We start from the raw sequence: 17,727 nt of genomic DNA on the forward strand, positions 1-17,727 counted from the left end.
CTTACTGCGCCTGCACGCGCAGCTCCGCTGCGGAACGACTGCGGTGACCTAACAATGCCTTCACATCACTGGATTTCGGTTTAACCAGTGAGAACTTAGACGACCAGGCTGGCCAGTTAGCCAGAATTTCTTCGCCGCGGGACGAGCCGGTATGCTGAACATGCTCGGTGATCAGGCCACGCAGGTGCTCCTCGTGAATTGCCAGATCGTCCACGCTTAACACTTCAACCAGTTCCGGGTTAACGCGTTTGCGGAACTCGCCGTCCTCATCCAGAACGTAAGCAAAGCCGCCGGTCATCCCTGCGCCGAAGTTCACCCCGGTGCGGCCTAACACGCAGACAATACCGCCGGTCATATATTCACAGCCGTTGTCACCGATACCTTCAACCACGGTAATTGCGCCCGAGTTACGTACGGCGAAACGCTCACCGGCGCGACCCGCCGCAAATAGCTTGCCGCCAGTTGCACCGTACAGGCAGGTATTACCGATGATGGTCGCTTCAAAGCTGCGGAAGGCTGAGCCCATCGGTGGACGCACGGCCAGCATTCCGCCTGCCATGCCTTTGCCCACGTAGTCATTAGCGTCCCCGGTCAGGGTCAGCTCGACGCCGCCGGCATTCCACACGCCAAAACTCTGGCCTGCCGTGCCGCTGAAGTGCGCACGGATCGGATCGGAAGCCAGCCCCTGATCGCCGTGAAGAAGCGCAATCGCACCTGACAGCGTCGCACCGACGGAACGATCGGTATTACGAATATCGAACCAGAAGGTTTTGGACTGCTTCGCTTCCACAAAGGGCATGGCGCAGTCGAGCAGCGCCTTGTTAAGCGCGCCGTTGTCGAACGGCGGATTGCTGCCGGTACAGAATACGTCTTTACCCGGCATCGGCTCAGCGGTGGCCAGCAGAGCAGAGAGATCCAGATTCTGCTGCCTGGCGGTAAAGCCTTCCAGCTCGGTCAGCAGATCGGTCCGGCCAATCAAATCCACCAGACGCTTCACGCCCAGCTCCGCCATCAGCTCACGGGTTTCACGCGCGATAAACTCAAAGTAGTTGGTTACGCGGTAAGGCAGGCCATGATAATGATTCTTGCGCAGCTTTTCGTCCTGGGTTGCCACGCCCGTTGCGCAGTTGTTCAGATGGCAGATACGCAGGTATTTACACCCCAGCGCCACCATCGGGCCAGTACCGAAACCGAAGCTCTCCGCGCCCAGAATGGCCGCTTTGATGATATCGCGCCCCGTCTTCAGACCACCATCGACCTGCAGGCGGATCTTGTGACGCAGACCGTTTGCCACCAGCGCCTGCTGGGTTTCGACCAGGCCCAGCTCCCAGGGACAGCCGGCATATTTCACCGAACTGAGCGGGCTGGCACCGGTGCCGCCGTCGTAGCCCGCGATGGTAATCAGATCCGCATAGGCTTTGGCCACGCCGGTGGCAATGGTGCCGACGCCCGGTTCAGAGACCAGTTTGACCGAAATCATCGCTTTCGGATTGACCTGCTTCAGATCGAAAATCAGCTGGGCCAAATCCTCAATGGAGTAGATATCGTGGTGAGGCGGCGGTGAAATCAGCGTTACGCCGGGCACAGAATAGCGCAGCCTGGCGATGTATGGCGTGACCTTATCACCGGGTAGCTGGCCGCCTTCGCCTGGCTTCGCGCCCTGTGCCACTTTGATTTGAATCACGTCCGCATTAACCAGATAGGCTGGCGTCACGCCAAAACGCCCTGAGGCCACCTGTTTAATACGCGAGACTTTATTGGTGCCGTAGCGCGCCGGATCTTCACCACCCTCACCGGAGTTAGAGTAGCCACCCAGGCTGTTCATGGCCTCAGCCAGCGATTCGTGGGCTTCAGGGCTGAGTGCGCCGATAGACATCGCCGCGGTGTCAAAACGCTTGTACAGCTCGCTGGCGGGTTCCACTTCATCAACGCTGATAGCGGTGCTGTCGCCGGCGTTAATCGCCAGCAGGTCGCGCAGGGCGGCCACGGGACGCTCGTTTACCAGCTTCGCATACTGCTGATAATCGTCGTATTCGCCGCTCTGCACGGCTTTTTGCAGCGTGGCCACCACGTCAGGGTTGTAAGCGTGATATTCGCCACCGTAGACATATTTCAGTAGCCCACCCTGATCCAGCGGTTTGCGCTTCAGCCATGCACGTTTAGACAGGTTAAGTAAATCCTGCTGGAAGTCGGCAAAAGTAGCGCCGCTGATTCGGCTGACCACGCCCTGGAAGCAGAGATCGCAGAGATCACCGTGCAGGCCTACGGCCTCAAACAGCTTAGAACAGCGATAGGAGGCGATGGTTGAGATGCCCATTTTGGACATGATCTTATACAGCCCTTTGTTGATGCCGTTACGGTAGTTAAGCATCAGGGTGCGGTAGTCTTTATTAATGACGCCCGCGTCCGCCATCTTCGCCAGTGATTCATAGGCGAGATAAGGATAAATTGCGGTCGCGCCAAAGCCGAGCAGGACGGCAAAGTGGTGCGGGTCGCGCGCGCTGGCGGTTTCAACAATGATGTTGGCATCGCAGCGCAGGCTTTTATCCACCAGCCGGGTCTGAATCGCCCCCACGATCATGGGCACTGGCACCGGCAGGCGTGTTTCACTGATGCCGCGATCGGAGAGGATCAGCAACACCGTGCCGCCTTTGACTAAGGCTTCCGCTCTGTCGCACAGCGCGAGGATGGTCTCCTTCAGCGACGACTCGGCCGGATCGAAGGTGCAGTCAAGCTTGTCGGCGCGATAGTGCTCCTCTTCCTGACTGATTAACTGGGTAAAGTCGGAGTAGAGCAGGATCGGTGATTTGAAGCTCAGGCGGTGTGCCTGGCCTTCTGCTTCACAAAACACGTTCATCTCACGACCGATACTGGTGGCCAGTGACATCACGTGCGCTTCACGCAGCGGATCGATAGGCGGATTGGTAACCTGGGCAAACTGCTGGCGGAAGTAATCGTAAATCACGCGAGGGCGGCTGGAGAGCACGGCAAAAGGCGTATCATCGCCCATGGAGCCGACGGCCTCCTGACCGTTTTCACCCAGTACGCGGACAATGGCATCCAGCTCTTCACCGCTGTAACCAAACTGCTTCTGAAAGGTTGCCAGCAGATCATCATCCAGCAGGCGCTTGCCAACCTGGTCGTCAGGCAGGTTTTCAAATGGCACCAGGCGACGAACGTTTTTCTCCATCCACTCTTTGTAAGGGTGACGGCTTTTCAGATCGTTATCAGTTTCGGCAGAGTGCAGAATACGCCCCGCACGGGTATCAATGACCATCAGTTCGCCCGGGCCAACGCGTCCTTTTTCAATCACCTCATCCGGCTGATAGTCCCAGATCCCCACTTCTGAAGCGCAGGTGATCAGTTTATCTTTGGTAATGACGTAGCGCGCCGGGCGCAGGCCGTTACGGTCAAGGTTACAGGCCGCATAGCGCCCGTCGGACATGACGATACCCGCCGGGCCATCCCAGGGTTCCATATGCATGGAGTTGAAATCGAAGAAGTCCCGCAGTTCAGGATCCATATCCGGGTTGTTCTGCCAGGCCGGTGGCACCAGCAGGCGCATGGCGCGGATCAGATCCATCCCTCCGCTCAGGAACAGCTCCAGCATGTTATCCATGGAGCTGGAATCCGAGCCGGTTTCGTTAACAAAGGGGGCGGCATCCTGCAGATCGGGGATCAGCGGGGTTTTGAATTTATAGGCGCGGGCCTTTGCCCACTGGCGGTTACCGGCAATGGTATTGATTTCACCGTTGTGCGCCATATAGCGGAACGGCTGAGCCAGCGGCCAGCGCGGCACGGTATTGGTCGAGAAGCGCTGATGAAACAGGCAGATGGCCGACTCCAGTCGCAGATCGGCAAGATCCAGATAGAAGCGAGGGAGATCCGTCGGCATGCACAGGCCTTTGTAAATATTGACCTGGTTAGAGAAGCTGCAAACGTAAAATTCTTTGTCGTCGATGCGCTTTTCAATACGACGGCGCGCCATAAACAGGCGGCGCTCCATATCGCGCGGGCGCCAGCCGGCGGGCGCATTGATAAACAGCTGTTCAATACGCGGCTTAGAGGAGAGGGCAATTTCACCCAACACTTCCTCATTCACGGGCACCTCACGCCAGCCAACAATCGACAGCGTTTCGCGCAGAACCTCCTCTTCGACAATGCGGCGGCTTTCACGAGCCAGCTCATCGTCGCGGTTCAGAAACAGCATGCCAACCGCATAGTTTTTCGCCAGACGCCAGCCACGTTCGGCGGCTACAACGCGAAAGAAACGATCGGGTTTCTGTAATAACAGGCCACAGCCGTCGCCGGTCTTGCCGTCAGCAAGGATCGCGCCACGGTGTTGCATACGGGCCAGTGCGTGGATAGCGGTACGCACTACCTTATGGCTAGGTTCGCCTTCTATGTGGGCGATCAGGCCGAAACCACAGTTATCCTTTTCAAGGGATTTATCGTACAACATAATAGTGAACCTCCCCAGGCTCTGCGGGATTCCCTGCGCCGACGGTGGTCAGACGTAGAAAGGGCATGGCGACAGGTTTTACGAGCCAGGCTCACCCTTTTTGTCGCCCCTCTATATCTTTCCGTTAGCGTCGGTGTTGCAAGCGTTGAGAACTTGCTTCAGAGGGAGTCTCTATAACTGCATAAGTATGACGGGTAGAATACCCATCCAGAAAGCTTCCAGCGGATTTCCAACTTATCGGGAAAGCGAACTCAGGTCAACAAGGTGGCTTACAGGCTGCTTTACCACGCTTGTATGGAATAACCTTTTGATAAATGGCTTTTTTTTACATGTTTTTCTGCCACTCTTATCAGGGACTATGCAGGGTGAAGTGTGAGCTGTATCACTGTAGTGCAGGGGGGAAATCTCTGCACCATGCTGGGGCCAGGGCTATTGCTAGCAGGAAATGCTGGTAAAGCAGGCCTAAGCCTTGGAACGCACTGTTTTTAACGCTAACGCATATTTGAATAAAATAGGCGGGCTGGATAAGCAAAATTAATTGTCACGGAATGAATAGTTAGATAATTTTATTGAATTGTTATTCTTCTGGCGGCCCCTCGCTTTTTGACCCCTTTCACGCCGTGGCGCTATGGCATCACGTCTCAGGAAAAAAATGGCCACGTTTTTTTCGTCTCAATTATGCATTTCACTCCTCCCGAACTCCGTAACAGGAGCTTCGCTATCAGGGATAGCTTTAAGCGTAAATGCTTTATATCAGTCGCCGCATCTGGTGTCGCCAGGTGACGCGCGGCTGACCTCCCGGGAGGGGCGCTGCCTCTTCGACAGCCTCCGGGCTGCACCAACAGAGTGCGCCGACCTTCTGCTGCCCAACGCCTACGTACCTGACACTTTTACGGTATGATTAGCGCCTTCGATCTGGAAGGGATCTTTTATGAAACAAATTCGTTTATTGGCCCAGTACTACGTTGACCTGATGGTGAAACTGGGGCTGGTGCGCTTCTCGCTGCTGTTAGCGTCGGCGCTGGTGGTGCTGGCGATGATCGTGCAGATGGCGGTCACGATGGTGTTGCGCGGCCATGTGGAAAGCATAGATATTGTCCGCTCGGTCTTTTTTGGCCTGCTGATCACCCCCTGGGCGGTCTATTTTCTTTCTGTCGTGGTGGAACAGCTGGAAGAGTCGCGGCAGCGTCTTTCCCGTCTGGTGGATAAGCTGGAGGAGATGCGCCATCGCGATTTGGAACTCAATCAGCAGATGAAAGAGAACATCAGCCAGCTTAATCATGAAATAGCGGATCGCATTAAGGCCGAAGAGGCCCGCCTGCTGGTGGTTGATCGGTTGAAAGAAGAGATGGCCCGCCGCGAGCAGGCGCAAATTGAACTTGAGCAACAATCCTCCTTCCTGCGCTCATTCCTTGATGCCTCTCCTGACCTGGTGTTCTATCGCAACATCGATCAGCAATTTTCTGGCTGTAACCGCGCAATGGAACTGCTAACCGGAATGAGTGAGAAGCTGCTTATCGGCCTTACGCCGCGCGACGTATATGACGAGGATGCGGCGACTAAAGTATTGGAAACGGACGATAAAGTCTTCCGCCATAACGTTTCTCTGACCTACGAACAGTGGCTGCAATACCCCGATGGGCGTAAGGCCTGTTTTGAAATTCGCAAGGTCCCCTATTATGACCGCGTGGGTAAACGCAGCGGACTAATGGGCTTTGGACGCGATATAACGGAGCGTAAGCGCTACCAGGACGCGTTAGAGAACGCCAGCAGGGAAAAGACCACCTTTATCTCTACGATCAGCCACGAGCTTCGTACGCCGCTTAATGGCATTGTCGGTCTCAGCCGTATTCTTCTGGATACCGGGCTTAACCCTGAACAGCTTAACTACCTTAAAACGATCCACGTCTCGGCCATCACGCTGGGCAACATTTTCAATGACGTGATTGAGATGGACAAAATTGAGCGGCGTAAAGTGCAGCTGGACAACCAGCCGGTGGATTTCACCGGTTTCCTTGCCGATCTTGAAAATCTTTCTGGCCTGCTGGTACAGCCAAAGGGACTCCAGTTTTTACTGGAGCCTGAGCTGCCGCTGCCGCAAAAAATCGTGACCGATGGTACCCGGCTGCGGCAGATTTTATGGAACCTGATTGGCAACGCGGTGAAATTCACTCAGCAGGGCAGTATTGTCGTACGGGTTTCCTGCCCGGGTGAAACCTGCCTGCGGTTTGAGGTGGAAGATTCGGGGATGGGGATCCCGCAGGATGAGCAGGATAAAATCTTCGCCATGTACTACCAGGTGAAGGATCAGCACGGCGGCAAACCGGCAACGGGGACCGGCATTGGTCTTGCGGTCTCACGGCGTCTGGCGCAAAGCATGGGCGGAGACATTACCGTTCGCAGCACCCCCGGCGCGGGCTCCTGCTTTACCCTGACCGTCAACGCGCCGCGCATCACGGAGGAGGTTTCTGAACAGCAGGCGTCGGAGGATATGCCGCTCCCGGCCCTGCACGTGCTGCTGGTCGAGGATATCGAACTGAATGTGGTCGTGGCACGGTCGGTGCTGGAGAAACTCGGTAACAGCGTTGAGGTGGCAATGACCGGTGAAGCCGCGCTGGCGATGTTCGATCCCGATGAATTTGACCTGGTTCTGCTGGATATCCAGCTTCCTGATATGACCGGGCTGGATGTCGCACGTCATATCCAGCAGCGTTTTGCCGGTCAGCGCCTGCCGCCGCTGGTGGCTCTGACCGCCAATGTGCTTAAGGACAAAAAAGATTACCTGGATGCGGGTATGGATGATGTCTTAAGTAAACCGCTGGCCGTACCTGCCCTGACGGCCATCATTCAAAAATACTGGGATTCTCAGCAGCAGCAGACGGCTGATGAAGACCGACAGGAGAGTGTCGTGGACGAGAAAAAGCTGGCTTTGCTGGATATCGATATGCTGCAACAATACATTGAACTGGTAGGCCCACAGCTTATTGTTCAAAGCCTTGAGATGTTCGAGCAAATGATGCCGGGCTATCTGGCGGTGCTGGACTCAAACATGATGGCGCGGGATCAAAAAGGCATTGCCGAGGAAGGACATAAGATCAAAGGCGCTGCGGGATCGGTAGGCCTGGTTCATTTACAGCATATTGCCAAACAGATTCAAAGCCCGGAACTGCCAGCCTGGTGGGACAACGTACAGGAGTGGGTGGACGAGCTGAAGCTTGAGTGGCGGCACGACGTTGAAGTATTACGGGAATGGGTGAGTAGTCTTGAAAAAAAATGACCCCGACCGAAGCCGGGGTGCGCGAATACTGCGCCAACACCAGGGAAAAGGGTAACCTGCGCAATTCTAAAAGTAAGAGTATTAAGCACAGGCGCGGTATTGGTTAAAACGCTACGTTACAACGGTTCGTTACTGGTATAACTAAATCTTGCATCATACTTAGCAACTACTGTAGCAAATCCTACATCACATGTTACCAGATTCATTAAAATCTGTGAAGTGGAGCGGCGTTTGCAGACAGGAAACATTAATTTGATGATACAGTCAAGCCTGGAATGAATTTTAACGCCTTATTGATGTAAATTTGAACGTTTGTGGCAGTTTTTGTGTGGAATTGATTTACATCCTCTATCCCAGACCCTGTACGAGCGCTAGCACCGTTGCTAAAAAAAAATCAATCGCCTGATAAATATTTAACTGGCTGTAAATCTTATTTTTTATGAGATGCAGGTCTCGGCCTATTATCAGAAGAGCAGGAAACTTTTCAAAACTTAAGAGTAAGATTTTAGCGATTAAAAACGGGCTAGCTGTCGAATTATCTTAACAAAATTGGCTGGGCCATGCCACCGGGACAACGGGGCAATTGTTAATGCTTATGCCTGATGCGGATAAGGATTAGCACGAATTAGCAAAGCTTAAGGATTAAAGTGTTAAGTAAAATTAATGTTTTATTTTTAAGCATTAGCCATACTTATTTCGATTACAGGCAGCCCAGGATGCACAATTCTGGCGCATGGAACCGATTCCTTTTGTGCGGAAGTGGTTGAAGCCGCTGGGGCATTTTCGGATAAAGTCCTACAAAGAGGCGAATTAAGACTCAAATATCCTACGGGAAAGTAAAGTGGATTACGCCTTCGCGTTACGGCTTGAACTAAGGTTTTTTACTAAAATAGATAAGACAGAATTGGAGTTAATTTTATGAGCCAGCGAAAACGATCGATTGCCCGGCGCGGCAGATTATGGCTTACCCGTATTTTATTGACTGTTTTTGGCGCCTGGATAGCGGGAATTTTATTGTTCTCTTTTTTACCCGTCCCCTTTTCCGCCGTGATGGCGGAGCGGCAGGTAAGTGCCTGGCTAAGCGGCGACTTTGGCTATGTTGCCCACTCCGAATGGGTTTCCAGAAATGAAGTCTCCTCCTGGATGCCTCTGGCGGTCATCGCCTCCGAGGATCAGACCTTTCCCACCCACTGGGGCTTCGACGTGCAGGCCATTCAGTCCGTGCTGGACAGTGAAAGCAGTCATATGAGAGGGGCATCTACCCTGTCTCAGCAGACGGCTAAGAATCTCTTTCTGTGGGATGGACGTAGCTGGTTGCGGAAGGGGTTAGAGGCGATGCTCACCGTGGGTATTGAAACAGTTTGGTCGAAAAGAAGGATTATTACGGTCTATCTGAACGTAGCGGAGTTTGGCGAGGGCGTTTTTGGTGTGGAAGCGGCGTCCCAGCGTTACTTCCACAAGCCTGCGAGCCGTCTGACCATGTCAGAAGCGGCGCTTCTTGCCGCCGTGCTGCCTAACCCAATACGCTTTCGGGCTGACCATCCTTCAGGCTATATCCTTCAGCGTCAGCAGTGGATCCTGCGGCAGATGCGTCAGCTAGGGGGAGAGGAGTTTATCCGGCAGCAGAAGCTGTAACTGTATCCGATCTTAATGGGCGTGAAAGGACTTTTCCGCCCATTAAGAGGACTCTGCCAAAAGGGTCAATCCTCGTCGAAACCTGCGTCAAAAAGCTCAATAACGGCCGCCAGCGCCTGCACCTCCTGCGGGCCGGTGGCTTCGATTTCAATTTGCCGTCCCTTGGCAGAATCCAACATCAGCAGGGCGATAACGCTGCTTGCTTCGGCTTCGGTGCCCGTTTCGTTACGCAGGAGCACTTCCGCATCAAAGCTCTGCACCAGCTCAAAGAGCTTCATCGCCGGGCGGGCATGCATGCCCAGCTTATTTTTAATTTCAACGGTTTGTCTGACGGTCATGATTTGCGTTTTTCCAGCGTGCGATGGCGTGACTGAACGTTTTTGCCGCGCGAGCGGAAATAATCAGCCAGCTGTTCGGCAATGTAGACCGAGCGATGCTTACCGCCGGTACAGCCAATCGCCACGGTCAGGTAGCTGCGGTTGTTGGTTTCCAGCATCGGTAGCCACAGTTCCAGATAGCTACGGGTCTGGTAAATAAAATTGTGTACTTCGGTATGGCGGTCAAGAAACGCCGCAACCGGACGATCCAGCCCGGTCATAGGGCGCAGCTTGGGATCCCAGTGCGGGTTCGGCAGAAAGCGCACGTCAAAAACGTAATCGGCATCAATGGGAATACCGTGTTTGAAGCCAAAGGATTCAAACACCATGGTCAGCTCGCGTTCGCGCTTGCCCAGCAGGCGCGTACGCAGCATCTCTGCCAGCTCATGCACGGACATCTCGGACGTATCCACAATCAGGTCAGCGCGCGAGCGTAGCGGCTCCAGCAGGTCGCTCTCTTCGTCTATGGCGCTCTCAAGGGAGAGGTTCTTACTGGAGAGCGGATGCAGTCGTCGCGTATCGCTGTAGCGGCGAATTAAGGTATTGCGATCGGCATCCAGAAACAGCAGCTGCGGCGAAAAGCTCTCGGGCAGACTGGTTAGCGCCTTTTCGAACACTTCCGGCGATTCAGGCATATTGCGTACATCAATACTGACCGCCGCTGACATATTGCGGTCGGCGAGAGACTTCGCCAGTTCCGGTAGCAGGACCACGGGCAGATTATCCACGCAGTAAAAGCCCATATCTTCCAGCGCGCGCAGCGCGACGGACTTACCGGAACCGGATCGACCGCTGACAATCATCAGCACCATGACGTTTTCTCCTGATTTGCCGCTGACTGAAAGAGAGGTGTCGCGCCGGACATTCGTCTCCTTTCAGCCCTCACAACATTCATCCAATCAGCCGACGGACATCAGCTGCATGCAAGCTAGGTCTCCTCATGGCCCTCTGCCATGATCTCATACAGCTCTTCGTCAGTCTGGGCCGCGCGAAGGCGGCGGCAAATCGTTTTATCCGCCAGACGTCGGGCTACCAGAGAAAGGGTATGCAGATGCGTCTTACACTGGTCAGCCGGAACAAGCAGGGCAAAAAGCAGATCCACTGGCTGATTATCAATGGCATCAAAGGCGATGGGCTGATCGAGCCGGATAAAGACGCCTACCGCGCGCAGGGTGTCTTCCACCAGCTTGCCGTGCGGGATGGCGATACCGTTGCCAATCCCGGTACTTCCCATACGTTCACGCGTAAGGATAGCCTCAAAGATGGTCTGGTGTGGCAGGTTCAGCTGCTTAGCCGCCAGCTCGCTGATAATCTCCAGCGCCCGCTTTTTACTCTGACAGTGTACGCCGCTTCGGGTGCAGGAGAGGCTTAGTACAGTGCTCAGTTCCAGTGTTAAGTCATTGTTCATAATGGGTTCACTTACTTGTTCACTTCCGCCTGGCAAAAGGTGTCATCTTTTGCATCACTGAGCACAGGTTAGCGATGTATCGAAAACGCCCGACCGACTACAGCATGCCTTAATGATCAAACAGCCCGTACCCCATAATCAGAGTACGGGCCGGTCAATCTTACGTCACGTTCTTACTCTACATAAGGGTGGCGAAAAAAGAATCAATGCCTGAGTGAATTTAGTGTTGTTTTAACTTATCTTTATGTTTATTGAGTTGGCGAGTGAGCTTATCTACTAAGCCGTCAATCGCCGCGTACATATCTTTTTCTTCCGAGGTGGCATGCAACTCACCGCCGTTCACATGCAGGGTCGCATCGGCTATCTGCGTAACCTTTTCGACTTTAAGAACAATATAAACCTGATTAATCCGGTCGAAATAGTGCTCCAGCTTAGCAAATTTGGTGGTAACAAATTCGCGCAGGGGATCGGTGATTTCAACATTTAGCCCAGTGATATTGAGTTGCATGCTTTCTTCCTTATCTGTTCGTTCAGACCAGTTGCTTACGCTGATTCGAAGGCGGGATGGATAAAGACTCTCGGTACTTCGCGACGGTACGGCGGGCTACCATGATCCCCTGATCGGAGAGCAGGGTGGTCAGCTTACTGTCGCTAAGAGGTTTGACGGGATTCTCCGTCGAGATTAATTTTTTCACCAGCGCGCGGATTGCCGTTGAGGAGGCTTCGCCTCCGCCTTCGGTGTTCACATGGCTGGAGAAAAAATATTTGAGTTCAAAGATCCCTCGTGGGCTGTGCAGATACTTTTGGGTGGTCACGCGTGAAATGGTTGATTCATGCATATCAACGGCGGTCGCGATATCTGCCAGCACCATCGGGCGCATAAACTCTTCGCCCTGTTCAAAAAAAGCCTGCTGCTGTTCAACGATACAGCAGGTGACCTTCAGCAGCGTATCATTACGGCTCTCAAGACTTTTGATTAGCCATTTCGCTTCCTGAAGATTACTGCGGATAAACTGGCTGTCGCTGTCGCTGCGATTAGCGCTGCCCAGCGAAACATAGTGCTGATTGATTTTAAGGCGCGGCACGCTGTCTGCGTTGAGTTCCACCCTCCAGCGCTGACCGACTTTACGCACTAGTACATCGGGAATGACGTACTCGGGCTCGCCGGTATTGACCGACTGGCCCGGACGCGGATCGAGAGACTGAATCAGCTGCATCGCGCTTTTCAGCACCTCTTCCTTCAGCCGGGTGACGCGCATCAGGCTGCGAAAATCGTGATTCGCCAGCAAATCAAGATGTTCACTGACGATCAGACGGGCTTCCTTCAGGAAGGGCGTATCGGGAAACTGGGAAAGCTGAACCAGCAGGCAGTCGCGAAGATCGCGCGCGCAGACGCCAACGGGATCGAAGCGCTGCACCCGTTTCAACACGGCTTCGACCTCTTCCATGGTGACATCGTCATTGCCCATGCTTTCCTGAATATCATCCAGCGTCACCGTCAGATATCCGGTGGGATCAACCGCATCAATAATCGAAGTGGCAATGGCGCGGTCGGTTTCGCTAAAGGGTGTCAGTTCAACCTGCCACATCAGGTAATCCTGAAGCGACTGGGTGGTTTCCCCCTGATAGACCGGCAGTTCATCATCATGATAGTCGGACCCGGTGCCAGAGGGAGTGCCTGCGGTATAGATCTCATCCCAGGTGGCATCGAGCGGAAGCTCCTCTGGCATATCCTTCTGCTCAAGCGCCTCCCGTGTATCCAGCGCTTCTTTCTCCTCATACTCCTGAGCGTCAACTTCCTCATGAATGTCGGTTTGCTCAAGCAACGGATTACTTTCCAGCGCCAGCTGTATTTCCTGCTGTAGTTCAAGCGTAGAGAGCTGCAGCAGACGAATGGCCTGTTGCAGCTGTGGCGTCATGGCAAGCTGTTGGCTAAGCCTGAGTTGCAAACCTTGCTTCATATTCAGGATAGTAATTCCTCAAAAATTTTACCCGGTCTGAACACCTTATCAGAGTCTGAACTCTTCTCCCAAATAGACGCGTTTAACCTGTTCATCTGCCAGGATTTCTTCCGGGGAACCGTGAGCAATCAGATGGCCCTGACTGACGATATAGGCGCGTTCACAAACGGCCAGCGTTTCGCGAACGTTGTGGTCAGTGATCAGCACGCCCAGACCGCTGTCGCGCAGATGTTCGATGATCTTTTTGATATCAATAACGGAAATCGGATCGACACCGGCAAAGGGCTCATCCAGCAGAATGAACTTTGGATTGGCTGCCAGCGCGCGGGCGATCTCAACGCGGCGGCGTTCACCACCGGACAGCGCCTGGCCGATGTTGTTGCGCAGGTGATCGATGTGGAATTCATTCATCAGCTCGTTGGCGCGATCTTCACGCTGTTCCGTGGTCAGATCGTCACGAATTTGCAGTACCGCCATCAGGTTGTCATACACACTCAGACGGCGAAAGATGGAGGCTTCCTGAGGCAGATAGCCTATCCCGCGACGCGCACGCGCGTGCATGGGCAGGATACTGATATCCTCATCATCAATGACGATGCGGCCTGCATCGCGGGGCACAATGCCGACCACCATATAGAAGGTGGTGGTCTTACCCGCGCCGTTCGGGCCCAGCAGGCCCACAATTTCGCCTGATTTAACCTGCAGGCTGACATCTTCCACCACGCGACGGCCTTTGTAGGCCTTCGCCAGGTTTTCCGCAATTAAAGTAGCCATTAATTACTCTTTTTCTGTCCGGTTGACGGAGTGCCTTTATCCTGAAGCTGTGACGGTACCAGTACGGTGGTCACGCGTTTACCGGTGCTGCCGTAGGCCTGCATTTTCTGTTCTTTAACCAGGTAAGTGATGCGATCGCCTTTAATATTACTATCAAGCTGCTCAAGATAGGCGTTGTCGGTCAGCTCAACGAAGTCTTTCGCCAGCTCGTAATGCATTTTCTGCGCGTGGCCCTTCACCGGTTTGCCGTTATCCTGCATCTGGTAGAAGGTCGCCGGGTTGCCCCAGGCATCGACGATGGTTTTTTTACTGTCGCCGCCGGGACGGGTCACCACAACCTTGTCCGCGGTAATTTTAATGGTCCCCTGAGTGACCACCACATTCCCGGTAAAGGTGGTGACGTTACTTTGCATATCCAGCGACTGGTTTTCGGAAGAGACGTTAACCGGCTGATTGGAGTCACCCGTCAGGGCAAACGCCGGCAGGCTTGCGGCCAGCAGCAAGCTGAGCGTGATGAGCTTAAGGTTGTTTTTCATTTTGAATTTCATAGGAGGTTTTGACCTTTTCAATCAACTCGGCAGTTTTATTCCGTAAATTCCCACGCATCTTCATGCCCGAAGAGTTAAAGCTACTGCCATAAAGCGTTACCTGATCCTCTGACGTAACATCCTGCGTTACGAGGTTGACCACGGCATTATCGGTCTTGATGCGCTGGAGTTGAGCATCTTTCGTCAGGCTGTTAACCTCAACGTGACCATACAGGTACAGCATCCGATCATTTGTCAGTTTGGCTTTATCCGCTCTGACGGACCAGGTTGGGATTTTGTTTTCGTCATAGGTCGTCATAAGCGGATTATCAAACCAGCTCACGCCATCCTGCGAAAAGTAAGTCACCTTATCGGAAACCAGCTTATAGCTCAGCGCCCCCATGGGGTTATACACCACCGTATTTGAGGTCTCACTGGTATAGGTCGGCTCCAGCCCGTTTGCCGCCGCCGGGGCATTGCCCTTATCGTTATCGGCCATATTCCAGCCGATCAGTACGATAGCCACCAGGGCCAGCAGTAGCGTAATCCAACGCCTTGTTTTACTCATACAGACTGTCCTTTGGCCTCATCAAATCTGTCCTGGGCGATTAAAATCAGATCGCAAATTTCTCGTACCGCTCCGCGCCCACCCGCAAGGCGAGTGACGTAATCTGCACGCGGAAGCAGTACCGGATGAGCATCTGCGACGGTTACGCTAAGGCCCACTTCTGCCATTACCGGCCAGTCGATCAGGTCATCGCCAATATAGGCCACTCGATCCGGCGTTAGCGACAGTTTATCCAGAAGTTCCCGGAAGGCCAGAAGCTTATCAGACTGACCCTGGTAAAGATGTGTAATTCCTAGCGTGGCGCAGCGATCTTCCAGAAGCTTTGCTTTGCGGCCGGTAATAATAGCCACTTCCACGTCAGAGGTCAGCAGGCAGCGAATACCGTAGCCATCGCGTACGTTAAACGCTTTCAGCTCCTCGCCATTATTGCCCTGATAAATGACGCCATCGGACATAACGCCGTCCACGTCGCAAATCAGCAATGCAATCGCCCGGGCGCGCGACATCACGTCTGCGCTTACCGCGCCGTAACAGGTTTCAACCCAGCCTGCGGATGTACTCATTATGTTCAGATTCCTTGTCAGACAACGCCGGCACGCAGCATGTCATGCATATGGACAACCCCGAGCAAATGATCGCCATCGGCGACCATCACGACGGTAATATTACGGCTCTGCATCAGGTTAAGCGCCTCCACGGCCAGCGTATTGGGGCGAACCCGAATGCCGCCTGAGGTCATTACGCTGGCAATGCTGGCGTGTTGGATATCAATGCCCATATCAAAGACCCGCCGCAGGTCACCATCGGTAAAGATGCCCTCAATCTTCATCAGATCGTTACAGACGACCGTCATACCCATATTTTTGCGCGTTATCTCCAGCAGCGCATCGCGCAGGGAGGCGTCGCGGCTGACGTGAGGGATCTCATCGCCCGCGTGCATAATATCATTAACGGTTAACAGCAGCTTACGCCCCAGGGTGCCGCCGGGGTGGGAGAGCGCAAAATCTTCTGCGGTGAAGCCGCGCGCTTTTAGCAGGGCGACGGCCAGGGCGTCTCCCATCACCAGCGTCGCTGTGGTGCTGCTGGTTGGCGCCAGGCCCAGCGGACAGGCTTCCTTAGGTACTTTAACACAGAGATGGATATCGGCAGCACGGCCCATCGCGCTCTCTGGTCGGCTGGTGATACAGATAAGTGAAACGTGCAGACGTTTCAGTACCGGGATCAGCGCGAGAATCTCGGAGGATTCGCCCGAGTTGGAGATGGCAATGACGGCGTCACCTGCACTGACCATGCCGAGATCGCCATGGCTGGCTTCGGCCGGATGAACAAAAAAGGCCGGCGTTCCGGTACTGGCGAAGGTCGCGGCCATCTTTTTACCAATGTGCCCCGACTTACCCATGCCCATTATCACCACTTTACCCCGGCAGCTGTAGATCCGCTTGCAGGCTTCGGTAAAGTCTTCGTTAATGTACTGATCAAGCTGTTCCAGTCCCTGACGTTCAATGTTCAGGACATCTCTGCCTGCCTGTTGAAAATCAAAGCCCGGATCGAGCGTTCGAGGTGCCATAGTTTACAATCCTTTTACCAGAAGGTAGCGCCAGGCTGCCAGTAAAGCACGGCGACCCAGGCAACAAAGCCGCAGAGCAGCAGCGAACCTGCGACTCTTCCAATGCAGCGGCTGCGCTGTAGACACAAAAGTGTAAAAAGGGCGCTGACGCCCAGCATAACCCAATAATCCCGCGCAAAAGCCTGGGTATCAACTGCTCCAGGATGGATCAGCGCGGGCACGCCCAGAACGATGGCAATATTGTAGATATTCGATCCGATCAGATTGCCTATCGCAATGTCATCTTCGCCTTTCAGCGCACCGGCAAGCACCGTCGCCAGCTCAGGGAGGCTGGTGCCGACAGAAATTATCGTCAGGCCGATAACCAGTTCGCTGATGCCGAAGTAGTTCGCGATTACGGTCGCATTATCAATCACCATGCTGGTCGACATAGGCAGGATAATTAACGCAACCGCCAGCCAGAGAAACGCCACCGTGTTGCCCGCGTCGTCGCGCGGCAGCTCGGCAATTTGCTCGCGCGTGAGGGAGTCACTGTTATCGCGTTCGGCGCGGCGGGCAATTTTGATAATAAACAGCAGCCAGGCGGCGGCCAGCGCCAGCAGCAGCAGCCCGTCGCCCCGGCTCAGCGCGTTGTCGCACAGCAGCACGCCGCATAAAAGCGTGACTAACAGCATCAGGGGAAGCTCGCGGCGCACCAGCCTTGAGTGAACGGTGAGCGGGTGAATCAGCGCCGCGCCGCCCAGAATCAGCAGGATGTTCGTAATATTTGAGCCCATCGCGGTGCCAACGGCAATATCCATCTGACCGTGCGTAGAGGCGGAGAAAGCGACAATCAGCTCGGGAAGGGAAGTGCCGATCCCTACCACGGTCATCCCGATAATCAGAGGGGGAACACCCAATGCACGACAGAGAATCGCGGCGCTAAAAACCAGACGATCTGCACCATATACCAGCAGGACTAAACCGATAAATAATAGTGCGGTAGCTACGAGCATGAAATGTCCTTTGATCGGGTATAATCGTCGGCTGCCTTGCGTGACAGAGGAAAATGAAGGCGTCGTCAGTCAATGCGGTGATTTTGACGGTCTGAAGGCAAAAAGTAAAACGTATGCCAGTTTTAGACACGTCTTCGCCGTAAGTTTCTGTAAAAGTGTCCTGCCTGGTGGGTTAT

Annotated in this window: 14 protein-coding genes; 2 read left to right on the forward strand and 12 right to left on the reverse strand. The window is 54.0% G+C overall.

Annotation, left to right across the window (positions count from 1 at the left end; all coding sequences use genetic code 11):
* Window position 1: 1 nt before the first annotated feature.
* Complete coding sequence (gene gltB / locus AC4PCC_RS02095; RefSeq protein WP_492126239.1) at window positions 2-4,462, reverse strand: glutamate synthase large subunit; 4,461 nt, start codon at window positions 4,460-4,462, stop codon at window positions 2-4.
* Window positions 4,463-5,393: 931 nt separating this feature from the next.
* On the opposite strand from gltB, the gene arcB reads away from it, so the two are divergent.
* Both arcB and mtgA read left to right on the forward strand, forming a co-directional pair.
* The gene (arcB, locus tag AC4PCC_RS02100; protein WP_492126240.1) at window positions 5,394-7,739 is read left to right on the forward strand and encodes an aerobic respiration two-component sensor histidine kinase ArcB; all 2,346 of its coding nucleotides are present in this window, start codon (window positions 5,394-5,396) and stop codon (window positions 7,737-7,739) included.
* A gap of 918 nt (window positions 7,740-8,657) precedes the next feature.
* Window positions 8,658-9,374 (forward strand): monofunctional biosynthetic peptidoglycan transglycosylase, encoded by a 717-nt coding sequence (mtgA, locus tag AC4PCC_RS02105; RefSeq protein WP_492126241.1) that lies wholly within the window; start codon window positions 8,658-8,660, stop codon window positions 9,372-9,374.
* A 65-nt stretch (window positions 9,375-9,439) separates the two neighbouring features.
* Here the strand turns inward: mtgA and npr are convergent, their stop codons facing one another.
* The 11 genes from npr to AC4PCC_RS02160 form a co-directional block, all read right to left on the reverse strand.
* Window positions 9,440-9,712 (reverse strand): PTS phosphocarrier protein NPr, encoded by a 273-nt coding sequence (gene npr / locus AC4PCC_RS02110; RefSeq protein WP_067705944.1) that lies wholly within the window; start codon window positions 9,710-9,712, stop codon window positions 9,440-9,442.
* Window positions 9,709-10,563 carry an RNase adapter RapZ gene (rapZ, locus tag AC4PCC_RS02115; protein ID WP_067705946.1) on the reverse strand — a complete coding sequence of 285 codons (855 nt, stop codon included), beginning with the start codon at window positions 10,561-10,563 and terminating at the stop codon, window positions 9,709-9,711. Before rapZ ends, npr begins: the two co-directional genes overlap by 4 nt.
* Window positions 10,564-10,679: 116 nt before the next feature.
* The gene (ptsN, locus tag AC4PCC_RS02120; protein WP_067705949.1) at window positions 10,680-11,159 is read right to left on the reverse strand and encodes a PTS IIA-like nitrogen regulatory protein PtsN; all 480 of its coding nucleotides are present in this window, start codon (window positions 11,157-11,159) and stop codon (window positions 10,680-10,682) included.
* A gap of 220 nt (window positions 11,160-11,379) precedes the next feature.
* Entirely contained in the window at window positions 11,380-11,667 is a 288-nt protein-coding gene (gene hpf, locus AC4PCC_RS02125) for a ribosome hibernation promoting factor (RefSeq protein ID WP_067705950.1), read from the reverse strand.
* A 22-nt stretch (window positions 11,668-11,689) separates the two neighbouring features.
* Window positions 11,690-13,120 (reverse strand): RNA polymerase factor sigma-54, encoded by a 1,431-nt coding sequence (rpoN, locus tag AC4PCC_RS02130; protein WP_492126242.1) that lies wholly within the window; start codon window positions 13,118-13,120, stop codon window positions 11,690-11,692.
* A 48-nt stretch (window positions 13,121-13,168) separates the two neighbouring features.
* Complete coding sequence (lptB, locus tag AC4PCC_RS02135; RefSeq protein WP_067705953.1) at window positions 13,169-13,894, reverse strand: LPS export ABC transporter ATP-binding protein; 726 nt, start codon at window positions 13,892-13,894, stop codon at window positions 13,169-13,171.
* On the reverse strand, window positions 13,894-14,442 hold the full coding sequence (gene lptA / locus AC4PCC_RS02140; RefSeq protein WP_067705954.1) for a lipopolysaccharide ABC transporter substrate-binding protein LptA: 549 nt from the start codon (window positions 14,440-14,442) through the stop codon (window positions 13,894-13,896). The genes lptB and lptA overlap by 1 nt, the downstream gene beginning before the upstream one ends.
* The gene (lptC, locus tag AC4PCC_RS02145; RefSeq protein ID WP_067705958.1) at window positions 14,414-14,989 is read right to left on the reverse strand and encodes an LPS export ABC transporter periplasmic protein LptC; all 576 of its coding nucleotides are present in this window, start codon (window positions 14,987-14,989) and stop codon (window positions 14,414-14,416) included. The genes lptA and lptC overlap by 29 nt, the downstream gene beginning before the upstream one ends.
* On the reverse strand, window positions 14,986-15,552 hold the full coding sequence (kdsC, locus tag AC4PCC_RS02150) for a 3-deoxy-manno-octulosonate-8-phosphatase KdsC (RefSeq protein WP_067705960.1): 567 nt from the start codon (window positions 15,550-15,552) through the stop codon (window positions 14,986-14,988). Before kdsC ends, lptC begins: the two co-directional genes overlap by 4 nt.
* Window positions 15,553-15,569: 17 nt before the next feature.
* Window positions 15,570-16,556 carry an arabinose-5-phosphate isomerase KdsD gene (gene kdsD, locus AC4PCC_RS02155; RefSeq protein ID WP_492126243.1) on the reverse strand — a complete coding sequence of 329 codons (987 nt, stop codon included), beginning with the start codon at window positions 16,554-16,556 and terminating at the stop codon, window positions 15,570-15,572.
* Window positions 16,557-16,570: 14 nt separating this feature from the next.
* A complete protein-coding gene (locus AC4PCC_RS02160; protein ID WP_067705962.1) occupies window positions 16,571-17,551 on the reverse strand; it encodes a calcium/sodium antiporter in 981 nt (326 codons plus the stop codon).
* Window positions 17,552-17,727 lie beyond the last annotated feature (176 nt).

Source organism: Erwinia sp. L03-1 (assembly GCF_058686115.1).

Bases quoted from the DNA above. Each gene is read 5' to 3' on its own strand.
- lptA (WP_067705954.1), bottom strand. From the start codon at position 14,442: ATGAAATTCAAAATGAAAAACAACCTTAAGCTCATCACGCTCAGCTTG.
- lptB (WP_067705953.1), bottom strand. From the start codon at position 13,894: ATGGCTACTTTAATTGCGGAAAACCTGGCGAAGGCCTACAAAGGCCGT.
- mtgA (WP_492126241.1), top strand. From the start codon at position 8,658: ATGAGCCAGCGAAAACGATCGATTGCCCGGCGCGGCAGATTATGGCTT.
- kdsD (WP_492126243.1), bottom strand. From the start codon at position 16,556: ATGGCACCTCGAACGCTCGATCCGGGCTTTGATTTTCAACAGGCAGGC.
- arcB (WP_492126240.1), top strand. From the start codon at position 5,394: ATGAAACAAATTCGTTTATTGGCCCAGTACTACGTTGACCTGATGGTG.
- kdsC (WP_067705960.1), bottom strand. From the start codon at position 15,552: ATGAGTACATCCGCAGGCTGGGTTGAAACCTGTTACGGCGCGGTAAGC.
- hpf (WP_067705950.1), bottom strand. From the start codon at position 11,667: ATGCAACTCAATATCACTGGGCTAAATGTTGAAATCACCGATCCCCTG.
- lptC (WP_067705958.1), bottom strand. From the start codon at position 14,989: ATGAGTAAAACAAGGCGTTGGATTACGCTACTGCTGGCCCTGGTGGCT.
- rapZ (WP_067705946.1), bottom strand. From the start codon at position 10,563: ATGGTGCTGATGATTGTCAGCGGTCGATCCGGTTCCGGTAAGTCCGTC.
- gltB (WP_492126239.1), bottom strand. From the start codon at position 4,462: ATGTTGTACGATAAATCCCTTGAAAAGGATAACTGTGGTTTCGGCCTG.
- rpoN (WP_492126242.1), bottom strand. From the start codon at position 13,120: ATGAAGCAAGGTTTGCAACTCAGGCTTAGCCAACAGCTTGCCATGACG.
- ptsN (WP_067705949.1), bottom strand. From the start codon at position 11,159: ATGAACAATGACTTAACACTGGAACTGAGCACTGTACTAAGCCTCTCC.
- npr (WP_067705944.1), bottom strand. From the start codon at position 9,712: ATGACCGTCAGACAAACCGTTGAAATTAAAAATAAGCTGGGCATGCAT.
- AC4PCC_RS02160 (WP_067705962.1), bottom strand. From the start codon at position 17,551: ATGCTCGTAGCTACCGCACTATTATTTATCGGTTTAGTCCTGCTGGTA.